A 16,996-nucleotide genomic window follows, 5' to 3' on the forward strand; every position below is an offset into this window, starting at 1 on the left:
GCAGGTCAGCGACGTATAACGCCCGCGTCCTCGGCGTATTCGCCCAGGACGACCACGCTGACGGCGGTGGCCGCGAACACCTTCGCGGCGTGCAGCAGGCCACCGACGCGGTGGCGGGGACGGTAGTCGGGGGAACTGGCGGTGGCGCCGCTAGGGCGGCCGCCCCGGATCGGGGTGAAGGTTGCGGTGCTCATGTATCCATGGTGCGTTTCCGCCACGGATTTCACATCGCCCTCGGGGCTGAACCCGGGGCCCCGCGGCGTCCTCCTCACGGCCCATGGCGTCCCCTAGTGGCTCTGCCCAAGGTCTGACACTCCCAGGTATGACCCGTACGGAGGTCCTGGCCCTCAGGTATGCGCGCCGCGTAAATCCATTCGCGCGCCCGCGCCGCGATGACTAGAATCTCCGCTCTTGCCGCCTCCCGCCGCACCTCTGGGAGAGCCGCCCCCCGGACGGAAACCGGCGGGCATCCACCACGCAGACCAGCAGCTGGAGGCAGTCCCGTGCCCGCGCACGCCCCCGAGTCCGACACCGGCATCGACAGCGACACCGGGACCGACAGCGCCGTCGCCCCTTGCGCCGACTCCCCCGATCCCCTGGCGCGCGAGCGGTCGCACCTGAGCGCCTCCCGCGCCGCGCTGCGCGCCATGCGCGAGGACGTCGAGTCGCTCGACATCCGCGACGTCACCGCGAACTGGGTCAACGCGATCGTCCTGCAGGCCCAGATCGAGGACCGCATCAAGGCGCTGGCGGACCTGGCGCACACCCCGCTCTTCTTCGGCCGCCTGAACTACCTGCACGCCCCGGGCGCGGAGCTGGCCGAGGGCGCGGAGGGCGAGCAGTTCTACATCGGCCGCCGCCACGTCCACGACGCCGACGGCGACCCGATGGTGATCGACTGGCGCGCGCCCGTCTCCCAGCCGTTCTACCGGGCCTCCAAGAACGACCCGCAGGACATCGCGCTGCGCCGCCGCTTCGGTTACACGGGCGGCGAGCTGACCGCGTACGAGGACGAGCACCTCTCCGACCCGGCGGAGACGGCCGCCGTCAGCAAGCTGCTCCAGCAGGAGATCGAGCGCCCGCGCGTGGGTCCCATGCGGGACATCGTGGCGACGATCCAGCCCGAGCAGGACGAGATCGTCCGCTCCGGGCTGTCCGGCTCCGTCTGCGTGCAGGGCGGCCCCGGCACCGGCAAGACGGCGGTCGGCCTGCACCGGGTCGCGTACCTCCTGTACGCGCACCGCGAGCGGCTCGCCCGCACCGGCACGCTCGTCATCGGGCCGAACCGTTCCTTCCTGCACTACATCGAGCAGGTCCTGCCGGCGCTGGGCGAGCTGGAGGTCAAGCAGGCGACGGTCGACGACCTCGTCGCCCGCGACGGCCTGGAGGTACGCGGCGCCGACCAGGCCGAAACGGCCGTGGTCAAGGGCGACGCCCGGATGGCGGAGGTACTGCGGCGCGCGGTCCGCTCGCACGTCAGCCCGCCCGTCGAGCCGCTGATGGTGGTCCGCGGGTCGCGCCGGTGGCGCGTGCCGGCGTACGAGCTGGAGCAGATCGTCTCGGAACTCCAGGACCGGGACATCCGTTACGGCGCCGCGCGCGACGCGCTGCCGCAGCGGATCGCGCACGCGGTGCTGGTACGGATGGAGCAGGCGGGCGAGGCGCCGGACGACCGGGTCCAGGACGCGGTGGCGCGCAACGCGGCCGTGAAGGCGGCGGTCAAGGCGGTGTGGCCGGCGGTGGAGCCGGCGAAGCTGGTGCTGCGGCTGCTGTCGGACCCGGAGTTCCTGGCTCGGCACGCGGAGGGCGTCCTCTCGGACGACGAGCAGAAGCTCCTGCTGTGGCCCAAGCCGTTCCGCAGCGTGAAGTCGGCGAAGTGGTCGGCGGCGGACCTGGTGCTGATCGACGAGGCGGCGGACCTGGTGGAGCGCACGCACTCGCTCGGCCATGTCGTGCTCGACGAGGCGCAGGACCTGTCGCCGATGCAGTACCGGGCGGTGGGGCGGCGCTGCACGACGGGCTCGGCGACGGTGCTGGGCGACCTGGCGCAGGGGACGACCCCGTGGGCCACGCGCAGCTGGGACGAGGCCCTGACGCACCTGGGCAAGCCGGAGGCGGTGCTGGAGGAACTGACGGCCGGGTTCCGCGTGCCGCGCGAGGTGATCGCGTACGCGTCGCGCCTGCTGCCGGCGATCTCCCCGGGCCTGGCCCCGGTCTCCTCGGTCCGCGAGACCCCGGGGTCGCTGGTCATCACCCCGACGACGGACCTGACCCCCTCGGTCCTGGCCGCCTGCCGCGCCTCCCTCGGCCACGAGGGCTCGATCGGCCTGATCGCGGCGGACGCGCGGATCCCGGAGCTGGCGCAGGCCCTGCGGGCGGCGGGCCTGCCGTACCTGTCGCCGGGCGAGGAGACGACGGCCCAGTCCCGCCTGACCCTGGTCCCGGCGTCGCTGGCGAAGGGCCTGGAGTACGACTACGTCGTGCTGGACGAGCCCGCCGCCATCGTCTCGGGCGAGCCGGACGAGCGCACGGGCCTGCGCCGGCTCTACGTCTGCCTGACCCGAGCCGTCTCAGGCCTGACGGCCCTCCACACGACCCCCCTCCCGACGGCCCTGACGTAACACCGACCCCGGCCGGGGCCCCGACGGCCGCCGCTGGCCGGGTCGGCCCGATCCGACATCCCGACGCCGGCCCCGGCCGGGGTGCGGGGCCCTGCGGGGCCGTCCCCTACCCGCCCTTCCGCCGTTCCCTGGGCTCCGCCCAGACCCGCGCCTCAAACGCCGGCGGGGCTGGAGGTTCCCGGCCGGATCTTCCAGCCTCGCCGGCGTTTGAGGCGCGGAGGTACGGGGCCGACCCCCGGCGGGGTCAGGCGAGGGCGGCGCGCCAAGTGGCGACCGCGGCGGCGGACACCGGGCCGGTCCACCCGGAGGGACGGGCCGCGCCGCCGATGTGGAACGCGTCCAGCCCCGCCGCCCGCAGCGCGGCCAGGTGCGCCAGCGTCAGGCCGCCCCCGACCAGGATCCGCGGCTCGTACCCCGGCTCACCCCGCCGCGCCGCCTCCGCCACCAGGACCGGGAGGCCCGCGGAGACCCCCTCCGCCGACCCCGCCGTCAGGTACGTGTCCAGCCCCGGCAGATCGGCCAGCGCCTTGCGCAGCCCGTCCCGGTCCGCCGCCCGGTCGATCGCCCGGTGGAACGTCCAGCGGCAACCGCCCAGCTCCGCGACGACCGCCTCGACCGCCGCCAGGTCCGGCGCGCCGTCCGGGTCCAGGAACCCGAGGACGAACTCGTCCGCCCCCTCCGCCCGCAGCGCCCGCGCCTCCTCGGCCAGCGCGTCCACCGCCCCCGCCGCGAACCCGTCCGTCCTGCGGAGCATCACGCGCAGCGGGATGTCCACGGCCGCCCTGATCGCCGCGAAGGTCTCGCGCGCCGGGGTGAGCCCGTCGGCGGCCATGTCGGTGACCAGTTCAAGGCGGTCCGCCCCGCCGGCCTGGGCCGCGACCGCGTCCTCCACGTCGAGGGCGATCACCTCCAGGAGCGCACGGTTGCTCATTCGATCCCATCCTTCTTCGCACGACGCACAACAGGTCTAGTCCAATATCAGGGTACGGGGCCGCGCCCTCACACCACCAGCACAATCACGCCACCCACCACAATGTGCTCATGGACACCGACTCGCCCCGCCACGACACCGCGGGCCACCGCACCGCGGGCCACGACACCGCGCACCTCCACGCCCGCTGGCACGCGACCGCCACCGCCGCCGGCGCCCGCGCCGGCCTGGACAGCGCCCCCTACGCCGAGCGCCTCCTCGCCGCCTGGGCGGAGCCGCAGCGCCGGTACCACACCACCGCGCACCTGGCCGACGTACTCGCGCGGATAGACGTACTCGCCGACCACGCCGCCGACCCGGCCGCCGTCGAACTCGCCGCCTGGTTCCACGACGCCGTCTACCGCCCCGACCGCTCCGAGAACGAGGAGCGCAGCGCCGCCCTCGCCGAGCGCGCCCTGCCCGAGCTCGGCATCGACCCCGCCCGTACCGCCGAGGTCGCGCGGCTGGTCCGGCTCACCGTCACCCACGACCCCGCCCCCGGCGACACCAACGGCGAGGTCCTCTGCGACGCCGACCTCGCCGTCCTGGCCGGCGCCCCCGAGGCGTACGCGACCTACGCCGCCGCCGTCCGCGACGAGTACGGATTCGTGCCCGACGACGCCTTCCGCACCGGCCGCGCGGCCGTCCTGCGCCAGCTGCTCGGACTGCCCCGGCTGTTCCGCACCCCGTACGGCACCGCGCACTGGGAGGCCCCGGCCCGCCACAACCTCGCCACCGAGCTCGCGCTGCTCGGCTAGGGCCCCGCGCAACACGCCCGTCACGTTCGTCCGGGAATGCGATCACGCTCACGCCGGTTGGTGAAGAACATGCCCTCAGCCGCCGAAGACCGCCCTTCCCATGCCCCCGCCCGCGCGCGCACCCGTATGCCGGTCGCCGTCTACGTCCTCGGCCTGTCGGTCTTCGCCCTCGGCACGAGCGAGTTCATGCTCTCCGGGCTGCTGCCGCCCATCGCGGAGGACATGGACGTCACCATTCCGCAGGCGGGCCTGCTGATATCCGCCTTCGCCATCGGCATGGTCGTCGGCGCGCCGCTGCTGGCCGTGGCCACGCTGCGCCTCCCGCGCCGCACCACCCTCGTCTCCCTCATCAGCCTCTTCGGCCTCGGGCAGGTCGCGGGCGCGCTGGCGCCCACGTACGAGCTCCTCTTCGCCTCCCGCATCGTCTCCGCGCTCGCCTGCGCCGGCTTCTGGGCGGTCGGCGCGGCCGTCGCGATCGCCATGGTCCCCGTCGACGCCCGGGCCCGCGCGATGGCCGTCATGATCGGCGGACTCTCCATCGCCAACGTCCTCGGCGTCCCCGCCGGCGCCTTCCTCGGCGAGCACCTCGGCTGGCGCGCGGCCTTCTGGTCGGTCGGCGCGGCCTCGGCGATCGCCCTCGTCGGCATCCTGGCGCTGATCCCGAAGATCCCGCTGCCGGACCGGAAGCCGTCGCTGGGGCGCGAGCTGCGCATCTACCGCGACCGGCAGGTCTGGCTGGCCATCGGCATCACCGCGCTCGCCGCGGGCGGCGTCTTCTGCGCGTTCAGCTACCTCTCGCCGCTGCTCACGGACGTGGCCGGACTGGACTCCGGCTGGGTGCCGTGGATCCTCGGCCTCTTCGGGGTCGGCGCGCTCGTCGGCACCACGGTCGGCGGCCGGGTCGCGGACGCGCACCTGTTCGGCGTCATGCTGTGGGGCATCACCGCCTCGACGGTGTTCCTGGTGGGCCTGGCCGTACTGGCGTCCGCCGCGGCCGCCGCGATCGGGCTCTCGTTCCTGATCGGCTTCTCGGCGTTCTTCACGGCCCCCGCGCTCAACGCCCGCATGTTCAACGTGGCGGGCGCCGCCCCGACCCTGGCCGGCGCCACCACCACGGCCGCCTTCAACCTGGGCAACACCGGCGGCCCCTGGCTCGGCGGCACCGTCATCGACGCCGGCTACGGCTTCGCCGCCACCGCCTGGGCCGGCGCGGCCATGACGGTCACCGCGATCGCCCTCGCGGCCGTCGCCCTGCGCCTGGACCGCCGTACGCCGCCGAGCCCGGCCCGCGTGGTCGCCGCGGGCGGCGTCGCCGCGACCCCGGCGGAGGAGCCCGCCCGCGCCTGACCGCGGTCCCGGTCGCCGCCCCGGACCCGGCTTCCTACGATGGGAAGGTCCGCTCGGGGACAGGGGACCGCTCGGGGACGAGCGTCAGGAGTGATCCTGGATGGGCCGGTACCGGACGCCCACCGCGCTGGCAGCCGCCTCGCTGCTGCTGACCGCGCTGTGCGCGGGCCAGGCCCCCGCCGCCGCCCCGCCGGGCCGCGTCGACATCGACCCGGTGATCGCCGAGCAGCTAGACGACGCGATCACCGCGGCCATGCGCAAGGCCGCCATCCCCGGTGTGGGCGTCGGCCTGTGGATCGACGGCGACGACTCCTACGTGCGCGCCTTCGGCACCGCCGACAAACGCACCGGCACCCCCATCAAGACCGACATGCACACCCGCATCGGCAGCGTCACCAAGACCTTCGCCGTCACCGCCGCCCTCCAGCTCGTCGACGACGGGAAGGTACGGCTCGACGCGCCGATCTCTACGTACCTCGACGGCGTGCCCGGCGGCGAGAAGATCACCGTCCGGCAGCTCGCCGACATGCGCAGCGGCCTCTACAACTACACCGAGGACCCGCGCTGGCTGGCCACCTTCAAGGCCGACCCGCACCGCGCCTGGACCCCGCAGGAGCTGCTGGACTCCGCCTTCCGGCACCCCGCCGAATTCCCGCCGGGCGCGCGCTGGGAGTACTCCAACACCAACACCGTCCTGCTCGGCCTGCTCGTCGAGAAGGTCAGCGGTCAGCCCCTGCACACCTACCTGGAGCAGCACGTCGTCGAACCGGCCAGCCTGGACGCGACCTCGCTGCCGACCGGCGCGGAGATCGCGTCCCCGTACGTGCACGGCTACACGAACTTCACCCCGGACGGCGCGACCGTCGACGCCTCCACCTGGAACCCGTCCTGGGGCTGGGCGGCCGGCGCGATGATCTCCACCATGGACGACCTGCGCTCCTGGGTCGCGACCCTGGTCAGCGGGCGGCTGCCGGCCGGCGGCCGGCTGCTGGAGCCGGACACCCAGGCCCAGCGGCTGCGCATGCTGCCCACCGGGCACCCCGACGTGGGCTACGGACTCGGCATCGCCGAGCTCGACGGCTGGATCGGCCACAACGGCGAGCTGCCCGGCTACGAGACCATCGCCGTCCGGCTCCCGCAGGACCGCGCCACCCTGGTGATCGTGGTGAACTCCGACATCGACGGGAAGTTCGGCAGCCTGAGCGGCCTCATCGCCAACGCGGTCACCAAGACCGTGACCCCGGAGCACGTCTGGGCGCTCCCGCCGGCAGCCCAGCCCAACGCCGTCCCGGAGCCGTCGCCCCCGGCGCCGACGCCGGGCTCACGGCACTAGGCCGCCGGACGCCCCTTCGGTCGCCGCAGCCCGGCCGCCGTCAGCCGCCGGACCAGCTCCTTGCTGCCGATCTGCACCGCGCCGGCCGCCACCGCCTGCGCGTAACGGTGCTCCGGCACGTCGTAGTGGTCCCGCTCGAACGCCTTGGGCGGGCAGCCGATGCCCGCCGCGAAGGCGTGTAGCTCCTCGTACGAGACGTCGCTGACCAGGTGCGACCACATGCGGCCGTGACCCGGCCAGGTCGGCGGGTCGATGTACAGCGTCACCGGCGCCTCACCGGCCGCCACCGGCTCCGAAGACCGCCCCGAGACCGCCCACCGGGGCGACCTTGACGACGGTCTTCGCGCACACCCAGTGCGGGTCGGGTCCCAGCTCCGGCTCCACGTCCAGCGCGTGCGGGTCACCGTGCGAGCAGACCGGGCACAGCGGCCAGCGCCCGTACTTCTCCAGGAGCGCGTCCTGCACGTCCTGGGCGACGAGCCCGGCAAGGTAGTCGACCCCCTCCGGCCACTGCTCCACCCACCACCGGCGGTGCGTGACCGAGTCCTCGACGAGGGAGACGACATCGGCTTCGGCGACCTCGCCCGCGACGAGATCGGCGAGTACAAGAGCGCGGGCGGCATGCAGCGCCTGCTCCAAAGGGGTCGCGTGGTCCATGGGGCCATTGTCAACCCGCGGGGGCCCGGAGTCGAAGGCCCCCCTTCGCGGCCGCCCGGATCACGCGCGTCAGGTGGCCCCACGGCGTCTTGTCCCCCGCCCCCGCCGAAATTAGGTTTCGGGGGATGAGGGGACGCGGGCGGGCGGACGGCACGGCTCCCGGGTGGGGTGTTCGGCGCGTCCTGCGCCGTCCGGCGGGATCGCGCGCGGACACTGCTGCGCACCGGCCTCATCGTCCCGCCCCACGCCGAACCGTCAGGAGCCGCCGCCCATGACCGCGTCGTACGCCGAACTCCGCGCCCAGCTCGACACCCTGACCACCGAGGCGTTCCGCCCCGAGCTGGCCGGCATCGACCAGATGCCCACCCTCGACATCGCCCGCGTCATGAACGCCGAGGACGCCACCGTCGCGGCCGCCGTCGCGGCGCGGCTCCCGGAGATCGCCGCCGCCATCGACGCGATCGCCCTGCGGATGGCACGCGGCGGCCGGCTCGTCTACGCCGGCGCCGGCACCGCCGGGCGGCTCGGCGTGCTCGACGCCAGTGAGTGCCCACCCACCTTCAACACCGACCCCGCCCAGGTCATCGGCCTGATCGCGGGCGGCCCCGGCGCCCTGGTCAGGGCCGTCGAAGGCGCCGAGGACTCCGAGGAGCTCGCCGCCGCGGACCTCACCGCCCTGGCGCTGACCGAGGCCGACACCGTCATCGGCGTCTCCGCCTCCGGCCGCACCCCGTACGCGATCGGCGCGGTCGAGTTCGCCCGTACCCGCGGCGCCCTCACCGTCGGGCTCTCCTGCAACGCCGCCTCCGCGCTCGCCGCGGCCGCCGCGCACGGCATCGAGGTGGTCGTCGGCCCCGAGCTGCTGACCGGGTCCACCCGCCTGAAGGCCGGCACCGCGCAGAAGCTGGTGCTCAACCTGATCTCGACCATCACGATGATCCGGCTCGGCAAGACGTACGGGAACCTCATGGTCGACGTACGCGCCTCCAACGAGAAGCTGCGCGCCCGCTCCCGCCGCATCGTCGCGCTGGCGACCGGCGCGCCCGACGCCGAAATCGAGGCCGCGCTCGCCGCGACCGGCGGCGAGGTCAAGAACGCCATCCTCGTCATCCTCGGCGGCGTCGACGGCCCCACCGCGGCCGAGCTCCTGACCGCCTCGGGCGGGCACCTGCGCGACGCCCTCGCCCACCGTGCGGACAGCTGAGGATGCCGATGCCCACGGACAAGAACCGCGCCACCGCCGCCGCGATCCTCCCCCTGGTCGGCGGCCCGGACAACATCACCTCCGTCGCCCACTGCATGACCCGCCTGCGCATCGGCCTGCGCGACCGCTCGCTGGTCCAGGACGAGGCGCTCAAGGCCGTCCCGGCCGTCCTCGGCGTCGTCGACGACGAGACGTACCAGATCGTGCTCGGCCCGGGGACCGTCGCCCGCGTCACCCCGGAGTTCGAGGCCCTGGTGAAGGAGGGACAGGGCGTACAGGGGGCGGAGGGGGGACCAGGCGGAGGCGAGGGACAGGCAGGACAGCAGCGGCAGCCGGAGGCATCACCGCGACCCGTCACCGCCGCCGACCTCGCCGACCGCGGCGCGGCGCTGAAGGAGGCCCGGAAGGCCCGCAACGCCACCCCGCTCAAACTGTTCCTGCGCCGCATCGCGAACATCTTCGTCCCGCTGATCCCCGCGCTGATCGGCTGCGGCATCATCGCGGGCCTGGGCGGCGTCCTGACAAACATGGCCTGGCTGCCCGCCCTGGTCCCCGCGCTCGCCGCCATCGCCTCCGGGTTCATGTCCCTCATCGCCGTCTTCGTCGGCTACAACACCGCCAAGGAGTTCGGCGGAACGCCGATCCTCGGCGGCGCCGTCGCCGCGGTCATCGTCTTCCCCGGTGTCGCGAAGATCGACGCCTTCGGCCAGCACCTCTCCCCCGGCCAGGGCGGCGTCCTGGGCGCGCTGGCGGCCGCGTACCTCGCCGTCCGCGTCGAGCGGCTGTGCCGCAGGTGGGTCCCCGAGGCCCTGGACGCCCTGGTCACCCCGACCCTCACCGTCCTGGTCTCCGGCTTGGCCGCCCTCTTCGGGCTGATGTTCCTCGCCGGTGAGGTCTCCGCCGCCATCGGCACCTTCGCCACCTGGCTCCTCGCCCACGGGGGCGCCTTCGCGGGACTGGTCCTGGGCGGCCTCTTCCTCCCGCTCGTCATGCTGGGCCTGCACCAGGCCCTGATCCCCATCCACACCACCCTGATCGAGCAGAACGGGTACACCGTCCTGCTCCCGATCCTCGCCATGGCCGGCGCGGGCCAGGTCGGCGCCGCCATCGCCGTCTACGTCCGCCTGCCGCGCAACCGCTCGATCCGTACGACGATCAGGTCCGCGCTCCCGGCCGGCTTCCTGGGCGTCGGCGAGCCGCTGATCTATGGCGTCTCCCTTCCGCTGGGCCGCCCCTTCGTCACCGCCTGCGCGGGCGGGGCGGCCGGCGGGGCGTTCGTCGGCCTGTGCAACCAGATGGGCGTGGCCTTCGGCTCGACCGCGATCGGCCCGTCGGGGTGGGCCCTGTTCCCGCTGCTGGACGGCCGGTCGGGGATGGGCCTCAGCCTCGCGATCTACGGGGGCGGGCTGGCGGTCGGGTACCTGGTGGGGTTCGTCGCCACGTACTTCTTCGGCTTCACCGGGCAGATGCTGGCCGAACTCGACACCGACCCGGATCCGGCGTCCACGACGCCGACCGCTGCCGAGCCGACCCGCCAGCCGGCCCTGACCTGACCTGACCCGACCTGACCGCCACGCGGCCGCCGTCGCGCGGCCTGCCGCCCGGTCACGGCGAAGACCGGCCGAGGGCCGTCGCCGTGACCGGGCCGAGGGCGTCCGGGCGTCCGTCGTCCGTGAGTCCGGCGTCCGGGAGTCGATCCCGGCGCTGTCGCGCCAGTAGGCCTATCCCCGCGCGGCCTCGATGAAGGCCCGGATCAGATCCGGCGACTTCACCCCGCGCTCGCGTTCCACCCCGCTGGAGACGTCCACGCCCCACGCCCCGGTGGTCTCGACGGCCCGCCGCACGTTGTCCGGGGTCAGTCCGCCCGCCAGCAGCCAGCGGCCGCTCGGCGCGGTGAACCCGGCCGCCGCCCAGTTCCACGGCTTGCCCGAACCCGGGTCCGGGGCGTCGATCAGCAGCAGGTCCTCCCCGTACTCCCCGCACCGCTCGACGTGCCGGGCGGTGGCCCGCAGCAGCGTGCGGCCCTCGGCGCGCAGCGCCTCGTAGTACTCGGGACCCTCGTCGCCGTGCAGCTGGACCCCGCGCACGCCGCCGGCCTCGGTCAGCCGGCGCACCTCGTCCACGGACTGCCCCCGGAACACCCCGACGGTGAGCACCGAGTCCGGCACCCGCGCCGCCAGCTCGCGCGCGACGGAGGCCTCGACGGTGCGCGGACTCCCCGGCGCGAACACGAACCCGACGGCCCCGGCCCCGGCGGCCACCGCGGCATCGACGTCCGCCCCGGTCTTCAGCCCGCAGATCTTGATGAACACGTCCGCCACATCCGCCACGTCAGTCATGCCAGCAGTCAACCACCGTCCGCGCCGTCCTCAAGATCGGTCCCACACAATGGGCGCCATGGACATCACGACCGGCGGCGCGGACGCCGCACTCGACGCACGGCTGAGCAAGGAACTCGACGCCTTCAACCTGAAGGCGACCGAAGGCCACGAGCAGGCGGAGTTCACGGTCCGCGTCAACGACGCGGACGGCGAGCTGGTCGCCGGCCTCAGCGGCTGGACCTGGGGCGACTGCGCCGGCATCGAAATGGTCTGGGTCCGCGAGGACAGCCGCGGCGGCGGCTGGGGCGCCCGGCTGCTGTCCGCCGCCGAGACCGAGGCCCGTGCCCGCGGCTGCCGCACCGTCCTGGTGTCGTCCTTCACCTTCCAGGCCCCGGCCTTCTACGCCCGCCACGGCTACGCGGAAACCACCCGCGTCCCCGGCTTCCCGGCCGGCCACGAGGACGTCTACTTCCTCAAGCGGCTCTGACCGCGGGGCCCCGCGCCCTTTACGGCTCCCCCGCCGCCCGGTTACCTGGAAGGGACGGGCACGAGCCACGGGGGGGGCGGGCATGGCGCGCTGGCACGGCGGGTGGGGGCGGGGGCTCTGGCGGACCGCGGTGGCGGTGGCCGCGCCGCCGCTGGCCGCCGGTCTGGCGTTCGGCGTGGCCCGGGAGTCGGCGTACGGCTCGCTCGGCACCCTGGGGTTCCTCCTCGGCGGGCTGCTGCTGCCACTGGTCCTGCTCGGCGGGCACGCCGCCGTTGCCGGGCGGCGCGAAGCCCCGCTCATCGCCCTGTCCGCCGTCCCGGCCGGCCTCGGCGCCCTGCTCGCCCTGGCGTCCGTGGGGCACGGCGCGCTCGAAGAGCGGGGCATCGAGATCAGCTGCGTCGTGCTGGAGGTCACCGAGCACACCGAGACCGAGACCTCGATGGACAGCCAGGGCCACTGGAGCACCACGACCCGCACCTCCTACGACCACCGCCTGGACTGCCCCGCGGGCGGCCCGGCCCACCTGGACTCCCCCTCGCGGCTGGCGAAGGAGGGCGAGGCCCTGCCCGTGCTGTACGACCCGCAGGGCAAGGTCTCCGCGCGCGCCGCCGGCGACGTGCACGCCTGGGGCCTGCGCACCGCGGCCCTGGTGGCGGTCGGGACCGCCGTGCTCATGGGGCTGGCCGGCGGCGTCCGGGAGGCGTACGAGAAGCGGCACCGCACGCCGCGGCGGGCGAAGCGGCGGTGAAACGCCCGAGGGCGGCACCCCTTCGCGTGGAAGGAGTGCCGCCCTCGGTACGAGAACAGCCGATCAACCGGTGGCCGGAGCCAGAGGCGGATCAGAAGTCCATGTCACCGCCCGGCATGCCGCCGCCGGCCGGGGCGCCGGCCTTCTCGGGCTTGTCGGCGATGACGGCCTCGGTCGTCAGGAACAGCGCGGCGATCGACGCGGCGTTCTGCAGCGCGGAGCGCGTGACCTTCGCCGGGTCGATGATGCCCTCGGCGATCATGTCGACGTACTCGCCGGTCGCGGCGTTCAGGCCCCAGCCAACCGTCAGGTTGCGGACCTTCTCCACGACGACGCCACCCTCGAGACCACCGTTGACGGCGATCTGCTTGAGCGGGGCCTCCAGGGCGAGCTTCACGGCGTTGGCACCGGTCGCCTCGTCACCCGACAGGTCGAGCTTCTCGAAGACCGCGGAGGCCTGGAGCAGGGCCACGCCACCACCGGCGACGATGCCCTCCTCGACGGCCGCCTTCGCGTTGCGAACGGCGTCCTCGATGCGGTGCTTGCGCTCCTTGAGCTCCACCTCGGTCGCGGCGCCGGCCTTGATGACGGCCACGCCGCCGGCCAGCTTCGCGAGGCGCTCCTGGAGCTTCTCGCGGTCGTAGTCCGAGTCGGAGTTCTCGATCTCGGCGCGGATCTGGTTGACGCGGCCGCCGACCTGGTCGCTCTCACCGGAGCCGTCGACGATCGTGGTCTCGTCCTTGGTGATGACGACCTTGCGGGCGCGGCCGAGCAGGTCCAGGCCCGCGTTCTCGAGCTTGAGGCCGACCTCCTCGGAGATGACCGTGCCGCCCGTGAGGATGGCGATGTCGCCGAGCATGGCCTTGCGGCGGTCGCCGAAGCCCGGGGCCTTGACGGCGACCGAGCGGAAGGTGCCGCGGATCTTGTTGACGACCAGGGTCGACAGGGCCTCGCCCTCGACGTCCTCGGCGATGATCAGCAGCGGCTTGCCGGACTGCATGACCTTCTCCAGCAGCGGAAGGAGGTCCTTCACGTTGCTGACCTTGGAGTTGACGATCAGGATGTACGGGTCGTCGAGCGACGCCTCCATACGCTCCATGTCGGTGGCGAAGTACGCCGAGATGTAGCCCTTGTCGAAGCGCATGCCCTCGGTGAGCTCAAGCTCCAGACCGAAGGTCTGGGACTCCTCGACGGTGATGACGCCTTCCTTGCCGACCTTGTCCATGGCCTCGGCGATGAGCTCGCCGATCTGGGTGTCAGCGGCGGAGATGGAGGCCGTCGAAGCGATCTGCTCCTTGGTCTCGACATCCTTCGCCTGCTCCAGCAGGGCGCCGGAGACGGCCTCGACGGCCTTCTCGATGCCACGCTTGAGGGCCATCGGGTTGGCGCCGGCCGCCACGTTGCGCAGGCCCTCGCGGACGAGCGCCTGGGCGAGAACGGTGGCGGTGGTCGTACCGTCGCCGGCGACGTCGTCCGTCTTCTTGGCGACTTCCTTGACCAGCTCGGCGCCGATCTTCTCGTACGGGTCCTCGAGCTCGATCTCCTTGGCGATGGAGACACCATCGTTGGTGATCGTGGGGGCGCCCCACTTCTTCTCAAGGACGACGTTGCGACCCTTGGGGCCAAGGGTGACCTTGACGGCGTCGGCGAGCTGGTTCATCCCACGCTCGAGACCGCGCCGGGCCTCCTCGTCGAACGCAATGATCTTGGCCATCTGAAGTGGTCCTCCAGGACTGGGGTTCCCCCTACGCCGCCAGGCGTGAGGGGAGGCTGGATTGCTCCGGACCGCGCCCGCGCCCGCGACGGACGGCCTGCGTGCCCGGCGGTTCCTTCCCGCCGGACCCTGCGGGCCTCACCGGCCCGGTCCTCGTCTGGTAGCACTCTCACCAGGAGAGTGCTAACGCCAATGATTAGCACTCGACCCCTCCGAGTGCAAGCGGCTTCGGGCAATGCCCGCCCACCGGGACGGTGCCGCACCGGCACCCGCGACGGCGCCGCGACCGCGCCGGGCAGACGCCGGACAGACGTACGAGGGGCCCACCTCCCGTGTCCGGGATGTGGGCCCCTCGTATGTAAGTGCGTCGGTGGTCGATCGCTCTCGGACTAGCCGGCGGCGAGCTTGACCATGTCCGCCTGCGGACCCTTCTGGCCCTGCGAGATCTCGAACTCGACCCGCTGACCCTCTTCAAGGGTGCGGTACCCGTCCATCTGGATGGCGCTGTAGTGGACGAACACATCCGCACCACCGTCGACCGCGATGAAGCCGTAGCCCTTCTCCGCGTTGAACCACTTGACGGTGCCCTGAGCCATGCCTAACTCCCCTATTACTGGCCCTTGCGCAGGACCGCACTTCGCGGTCCCGGGTCAGAACTTGCGCCGGAACGCCTCGACCGGGGCTGAATGTATCCGCACCGCTGCTGTCTGCAACAGGTCAATCCGACGAGAATTCTGGCCAGGGAGAAAGTTTGAAATAGAGTGAAAATCTGGCATCTTCCCGGGCAACTCGGGCCCGGCATATCTCACCAATGCCCCATACCGCGCTTGCATATTGACTCAATGTCAACCCTCACGCGACCCGTTCATATGCGGCGGGCAAGAACAGCGGAGGGGACTTCCCCAACTCTACCGCGCCCAACCAAGCAGAATTGCCCCCTCCGTTTATTAACGGAGGGGGCAATTTCGTTTACGCGTGCCACCTGGAGAAGCGGCGGGGGCCTCGTGAAGGCTCAGCAGCCGCCCGCGACGGCGGGAATGATCGAGACGCCCGCACCGTCCGGCGTCACCGCGTCCAGACCGCCCTCGAAGCGCACGTCGTCGTCGTTGACGTAGACGTTCACGAAGCGGCGCAGCTTGCCCTGGTCGTCCAGGACGCGAGCGGCGATGCCCGGGTGGTTCTGCTCCAGCGACGCGATGACCTCGGCCAGGTTCGCGCCCTCGGCGGCGACCTCGGCCTGCCCGCCGGTGTAGGTGCGCAGGATGGTGGGGATGCGGACGTTGACGCTCATGGAGCTACTGCCTTTCCGGGTGCGGGAGAAGAAGATCAGGCGAGGCCGGCGGCGCGGAACGCGTCCAGGCTCGGGCGGATGGTGGCGGTCTGCCCGCTGTCCGCGGCCACCGCCTCCAGGGTCTTGAGGCCGTCACCGGTGTTGAGGACCACGGTGGTCAGCGCCGGGTCGAGCTGCCCGTTCTCGATGAGCTTCTTCGTCACGCCGACGGTCACGCCGCCCGCGGTCTCGGCGAAGATGCCCTCGGTCTGCGCGAGGATCTTGATGGCCTCGACGACCTGCTCGTCGGTGACGTCCTCCACGTAGCCGCCGGTGCGGCGGGCGATGTCCAGGACGTACGGGCCGTCCGCCGGGTTGCCGATCGCCAGCGACTTGGCGATGGTGTTCGGCTTCTGCGGGCGGACCACGTCGTGGCCGGCCTTGAAGGCGGTGGAGACCGGGGAGCAGCCCTCGGCCTGGGCGCCGAAGATCTTGTACGGCTTGTCCTCGACCAGACCGAGCTTGACCAGCTCCTGGAGCCCCTTGTCGATCTTCGTCAGCTGGGAGCCGGACGCGATCGGGATGACGATCTGGTCCGGCAGCCGCCAGCCGAGCTGCTCGCAGATCTCGTACGCGAGGGTCTTGGAGCCCTCGCCGTAGTACGGGCGCAGGTTGACGTTGACGAATCCCCAGCCCTCGCCCAGCGGGTCGCCGATGAGCTCGGAGCAGAAGCGGTTGACGTCGTCGTAGTTGCCCTCGATGCCGACGAGGTCGCCACCGTAGACACCGGCCATGACGACCTTGCCCTGCTCCAGGTCGTGCGGGATGAACACGCAGGAGCGGAAGCCGGCGCGGGCGGCCGCGGCGCCGACGGCGCCGGCCAGGTTGCCGGTGGAGGAGCAGGACAGGGTGGTGAAGCCGAAGGCGCGGGCGGCCTCGACGGCGATGGCCACGACGCGGTCCTTGAAGGAGTGCGTCGGGTTGCCGGAGTCGTCCTTGACGTAGAGCTTGCCGGTGACGCCCAGCTCCTTGGCCAGGTTCTCGGCATCCACGAGCTTGGTGAAGCCCGGGTTCAGGCTGGGCTTGGAGGCGACGTCCGCCGGGACGGGCAGCAGCGGCGCGTAGCGCCAGATGTTGTTGGGGCCGGCCTCGATCGCGGCCCGCAGGGCCGCCGGGTCGCCGGTCGGGAGCTCGTAGGCCACTTCCAGCGGCCCGAAGCACTCGACGCAGGCGAAGATGGGGCCGAGCTCGAAGCGGGTACCGCACTCGCGACACGAAAGGCCGGTGGCAGGTCCGAGGTCGACAGAGGTGGCAACAGTCTGTGCAGCCATGATGGCGAGGCCCTTTCTCCTCATCTTCCCCATGGCGCACTTCGCCATGAGACGGAATTGGCACCTTCCCTAGCCGGGGACCCCGCTGACGTCGCTGTGTGCGCGATCGCGAGAACCGACTGGAGGGTTGCCGGGGCTTCAACGGGCCGTGTCCCTCTGCCCCTCTGGATGAGCGGTATGGCACCGGCACACGCGCTCTGTGGCGCGCCGGTGCGTTTGTGCGCGGGGACCCCGG

Annotated in this window: 17 protein-coding genes and 1 riboswitch; of the genes, 8 read left to right on the plus strand and 9 right to left on the minus strand. The window is 72.7% G+C overall.

Features of this window, described 5'->3' with window-relative positions:
- Window positions 1–5 precede the first annotated feature (5 nt).
- Window positions 6–194 (minus strand): hypothetical protein, encoded by a 189-nt coding sequence (locus OG982_RS12625; RefSeq protein ID WP_266787315.1) that lies wholly within the window; start codon window positions 192–194, stop codon window positions 6–8.
- 453 nt (window positions 195–647) lie between these two features.
- On the opposite strand from OG982_RS12625, the gene OG982_RS12630 reads away from it, so the two are divergent.
- The gene (locus OG982_RS12630) at window positions 648–2,621 is read left to right on the plus strand and encodes an AAA family ATPase (RefSeq protein WP_266791992.1); all 1,974 of its coding nucleotides are present in this window, start codon (window positions 648–650) and stop codon (window positions 2,619–2,621) included.
- A 244-nt stretch (window positions 2,622–2,865) separates the two neighbouring features.
- Here OG982_RS12630 and OG982_RS12635 read toward each other — a convergent pair whose 3' ends face one another.
- Window positions 2,866–3,552: a copper homeostasis protein CutC gene (locus OG982_RS12635; RefSeq protein ID WP_266787313.1), complete on the minus strand. Its 687-nt coding sequence runs from the start codon at window positions 3,550–3,552 to the stop codon at window positions 2,866–2,868.
- Window positions 3,553–3,662: 110 nt separating this feature from the next.
- Between OG982_RS12635 and OG982_RS12640 the strand changes: the two genes are divergently transcribed.
- From OG982_RS12640 to OG982_RS12650, 3 genes are all read left to right on the plus strand, one after another.
- Entirely contained in the window at window positions 3,663–4,349 is a 687-nt protein-coding gene (locus tag OG982_RS12640) for a hypothetical protein (RefSeq protein ID WP_266787311.1), read from the plus strand.
- Between the two features lie 126 nt (window positions 4,350–4,475).
- Window positions 4,476–5,696 (plus strand): Cmx/CmrA family chloramphenicol efflux MFS transporter, encoded by a 1,221-nt coding sequence (locus tag OG982_RS12645; protein ID WP_266949899.1) that lies wholly within the window; start codon window positions 4,476–4,478, stop codon window positions 5,694–5,696.
- 100 nt (window positions 5,697–5,796) lie between these two features.
- A complete protein-coding gene (locus OG982_RS12650) occupies window positions 5,797–7,029 on the plus strand; it encodes a serine hydrolase (RefSeq protein ID WP_266948544.1) in 1,233 nt (410 codons plus the stop codon).
- On the opposite strand, the gene OG982_RS12655 is transcribed toward OG982_RS12650, so the two are convergent.
- Both OG982_RS12655 and OG982_RS12660 read right to left on the minus strand, forming a co-directional pair.
- Window positions 7,026–7,295 carry a DUF4031 domain-containing protein gene (locus OG982_RS12655; protein ID WP_266787307.1) on the minus strand — a complete coding sequence of 90 codons (270 nt, stop codon included), beginning with the start codon at window positions 7,293–7,295 and terminating at the stop codon, window positions 7,026–7,028. The genes OG982_RS12650 and OG982_RS12655 overlap by 4 nt on opposite strands.
- A 7-nt stretch (window positions 7,296–7,302) precedes the next feature.
- Entirely contained in the window at window positions 7,303–7,686 is a 384-nt protein-coding gene (locus tag OG982_RS12660; protein WP_073775131.1) for a hypothetical protein, read from the minus strand.
- 271 nt (window positions 7,687–7,957) lie between these two features.
- Between OG982_RS12660 and murQ the strand changes: the two genes are divergently transcribed.
- Window positions 7,958–8,890: an N-acetylmuramic acid 6-phosphate etherase gene (gene murQ, locus OG982_RS12665; RefSeq protein WP_266948546.1), complete on the plus strand. Its 933-nt coding sequence runs from the start codon at window positions 7,958–7,960 to the stop codon at window positions 8,888–8,890.
- An 8-nt stretch (window positions 8,891–8,898) separates the two neighbouring features.
- Window positions 8,899–10,443 (plus strand): PTS transporter subunit EIIC, encoded by a 1,545-nt coding sequence (locus tag OG982_RS12670; RefSeq protein ID WP_266948547.1) that lies wholly within the window; start codon window positions 8,899–8,901, stop codon window positions 10,441–10,443.
- 168 nt (window positions 10,444–10,611) lie between these two features.
- On the opposite strand, the gene OG982_RS12675 is transcribed toward OG982_RS12670, so the two are convergent.
- A complete protein-coding gene (locus OG982_RS12675; RefSeq protein WP_266948548.1) occupies window positions 10,612–11,229 on the minus strand; it encodes a phosphoribosylanthranilate isomerase in 618 nt (205 codons plus the stop codon).
- 58 nt (window positions 11,230–11,287) lie between these two features.
- Between OG982_RS12675 and OG982_RS12680 the strand changes: the two genes are divergently transcribed.
- Window positions 11,288–11,698, plus strand: coding sequence for a GNAT family N-acetyltransferase (locus tag OG982_RS12680; RefSeq protein ID WP_266787298.1), 411 nt, complete (start codon window positions 11,288–11,290; stop codon window positions 11,696–11,698).
- An 82-nt stretch (window positions 11,699–11,780) separates the two neighbouring features.
- The gene (locus tag OG982_RS12685; protein ID WP_266787296.1) at window positions 11,781–12,446 is read left to right on the plus strand and encodes a hypothetical protein; all 666 of its coding nucleotides are present in this window, start codon (window positions 11,781–11,783) and stop codon (window positions 12,444–12,446) included.
- A 91-nt stretch (window positions 12,447–12,537) separates the two neighbouring features.
- Here the strand turns inward: OG982_RS12685 and groL are convergent, their stop codons facing one another.
- From groL to thrC, 4 genes are all read right to left on the minus strand, one after another.
- Window positions 12,538–14,160: a chaperonin GroEL gene (gene groL / locus OG982_RS12690; RefSeq protein WP_266787294.1), complete on the minus strand. Its 1,623-nt coding sequence runs from the start codon at window positions 14,158–14,160 to the stop codon at window positions 12,538–12,540.
- 389 nt (window positions 14,161–14,549) lie between these two features.
- Entirely contained in the window at window positions 14,550–14,756 is a 207-nt protein-coding gene (locus tag OG982_RS12695) for a cold-shock protein (RefSeq protein WP_008743607.1), read from the minus strand.
- A 416-nt stretch (window positions 14,757–15,172) separates the two neighbouring features.
- Window positions 15,173–15,451 (minus strand): MoaD/ThiS family protein, encoded by a 279-nt coding sequence (locus OG982_RS12700; protein ID WP_266787292.1) that lies wholly within the window; start codon window positions 15,449–15,451, stop codon window positions 15,173–15,175.
- A gap of 35 nt (window positions 15,452–15,486) precedes the next feature.
- Window positions 15,487–16,785 (minus strand): threonine synthase, encoded by a 1,299-nt coding sequence (thrC, locus tag OG982_RS12705; RefSeq protein ID WP_266948549.1) that lies wholly within the window; start codon window positions 16,783–16,785, stop codon window positions 15,487–15,489.
- A riboswitch (SAM riboswitch) is annotated at window positions 16,779–16,936 on the minus strand. (Overlaps the previous gene by 7 nt.)
- Window positions 16,937–16,996 lie beyond the last annotated feature (60 nt).

The organism is Streptomyces sp. NBC_01551, from assembly GCF_026339935.1.
GTDB lineage: Bacteria > Actinomycetota > Actinomycetes > Streptomycetales > Streptomycetaceae > Streptomyces.

Coding starts and splice junctions, on each gene's coding strand:
- OG982_RS12660 (WP_073775131.1), bottom strand. CDS start 7,686: ATGGACCACGCGACCCCTTTGGAGCAGGCGCTGCATGCCGCCCGCGCT.
- OG982_RS12650 (WP_266948544.1), top strand. CDS start 5,797: ATGGGCCGGTACCGGACGCCCACCGCGCTGGCAGCCGCCTCGCTGCTG.
- thrC (WP_266948549.1), bottom strand. CDS start 16,785: ATGAGGAGAAAGGGCCTCGCCATCATGGCTGCACAGACTGTTGCCACC.
- OG982_RS12645 (WP_266949899.1), top strand. CDS start 4,476: ATGCCGGTCGCCGTCTACGTCCTCGGCCTGTCGGTCTTCGCCCTCGGC.
- OG982_RS12635 (WP_266787313.1), bottom strand. CDS start 3,552: ATGAGCAACCGTGCGCTCCTGGAGGTGATCGCCCTCGACGTGGAGGAC.
- murQ (WP_266948546.1), top strand. CDS start 7,958: ATGACCGCGTCGTACGCCGAACTCCGCGCCCAGCTCGACACCCTGACC.
- OG982_RS12630 (WP_266791992.1), top strand. CDS start 648: ATGCGCGAGGACGTCGAGTCGCTCGACATCCGCGACGTCACCGCGAAC.
- OG982_RS12625 (WP_266787315.1), bottom strand. CDS start 194: ATGAGCACCGCAACCTTCACCCCGATCCGGGGCGGCCGCCCTAGCGGC.
- groL (WP_266787294.1), bottom strand. CDS start 14,160: ATGGCCAAGATCATTGCGTTCGACGAGGAGGCCCGGCGCGGTCTCGAG.
- OG982_RS12700 (WP_266787292.1), bottom strand. CDS start 15,451: ATGAGCGTCAACGTCCGCATCCCCACCATCCTGCGCACCTACACCGGC.
- OG982_RS12685 (WP_266787296.1), top strand. CDS start 11,781: ATGGCGCGCTGGCACGGCGGGTGGGGGCGGGGGCTCTGGCGGACCGCG.
- OG982_RS12670 (WP_266948547.1), top strand. CDS start 8,899: ATGCCCACGGACAAGAACCGCGCCACCGCCGCCGCGATCCTCCCCCTG.
- OG982_RS12675 (WP_266948548.1), bottom strand. CDS start 11,229: ATGACTGACGTGGCGGATGTGGCGGACGTGTTCATCAAGATCTGCGGG.
- OG982_RS12640 (WP_266787311.1), top strand. CDS start 3,663: ATGGACACCGACTCGCCCCGCCACGACACCGCGGGCCACCGCACCGCG.
- OG982_RS12680 (WP_266787298.1), top strand. CDS start 11,288: ATGGACATCACGACCGGCGGCGCGGACGCCGCACTCGACGCACGGCTG.
- OG982_RS12695 (WP_008743607.1), bottom strand. CDS start 14,756: ATGGCTCAGGGCACCGTCAAGTGGTTCAACGCGGAGAAGGGCTACGGC.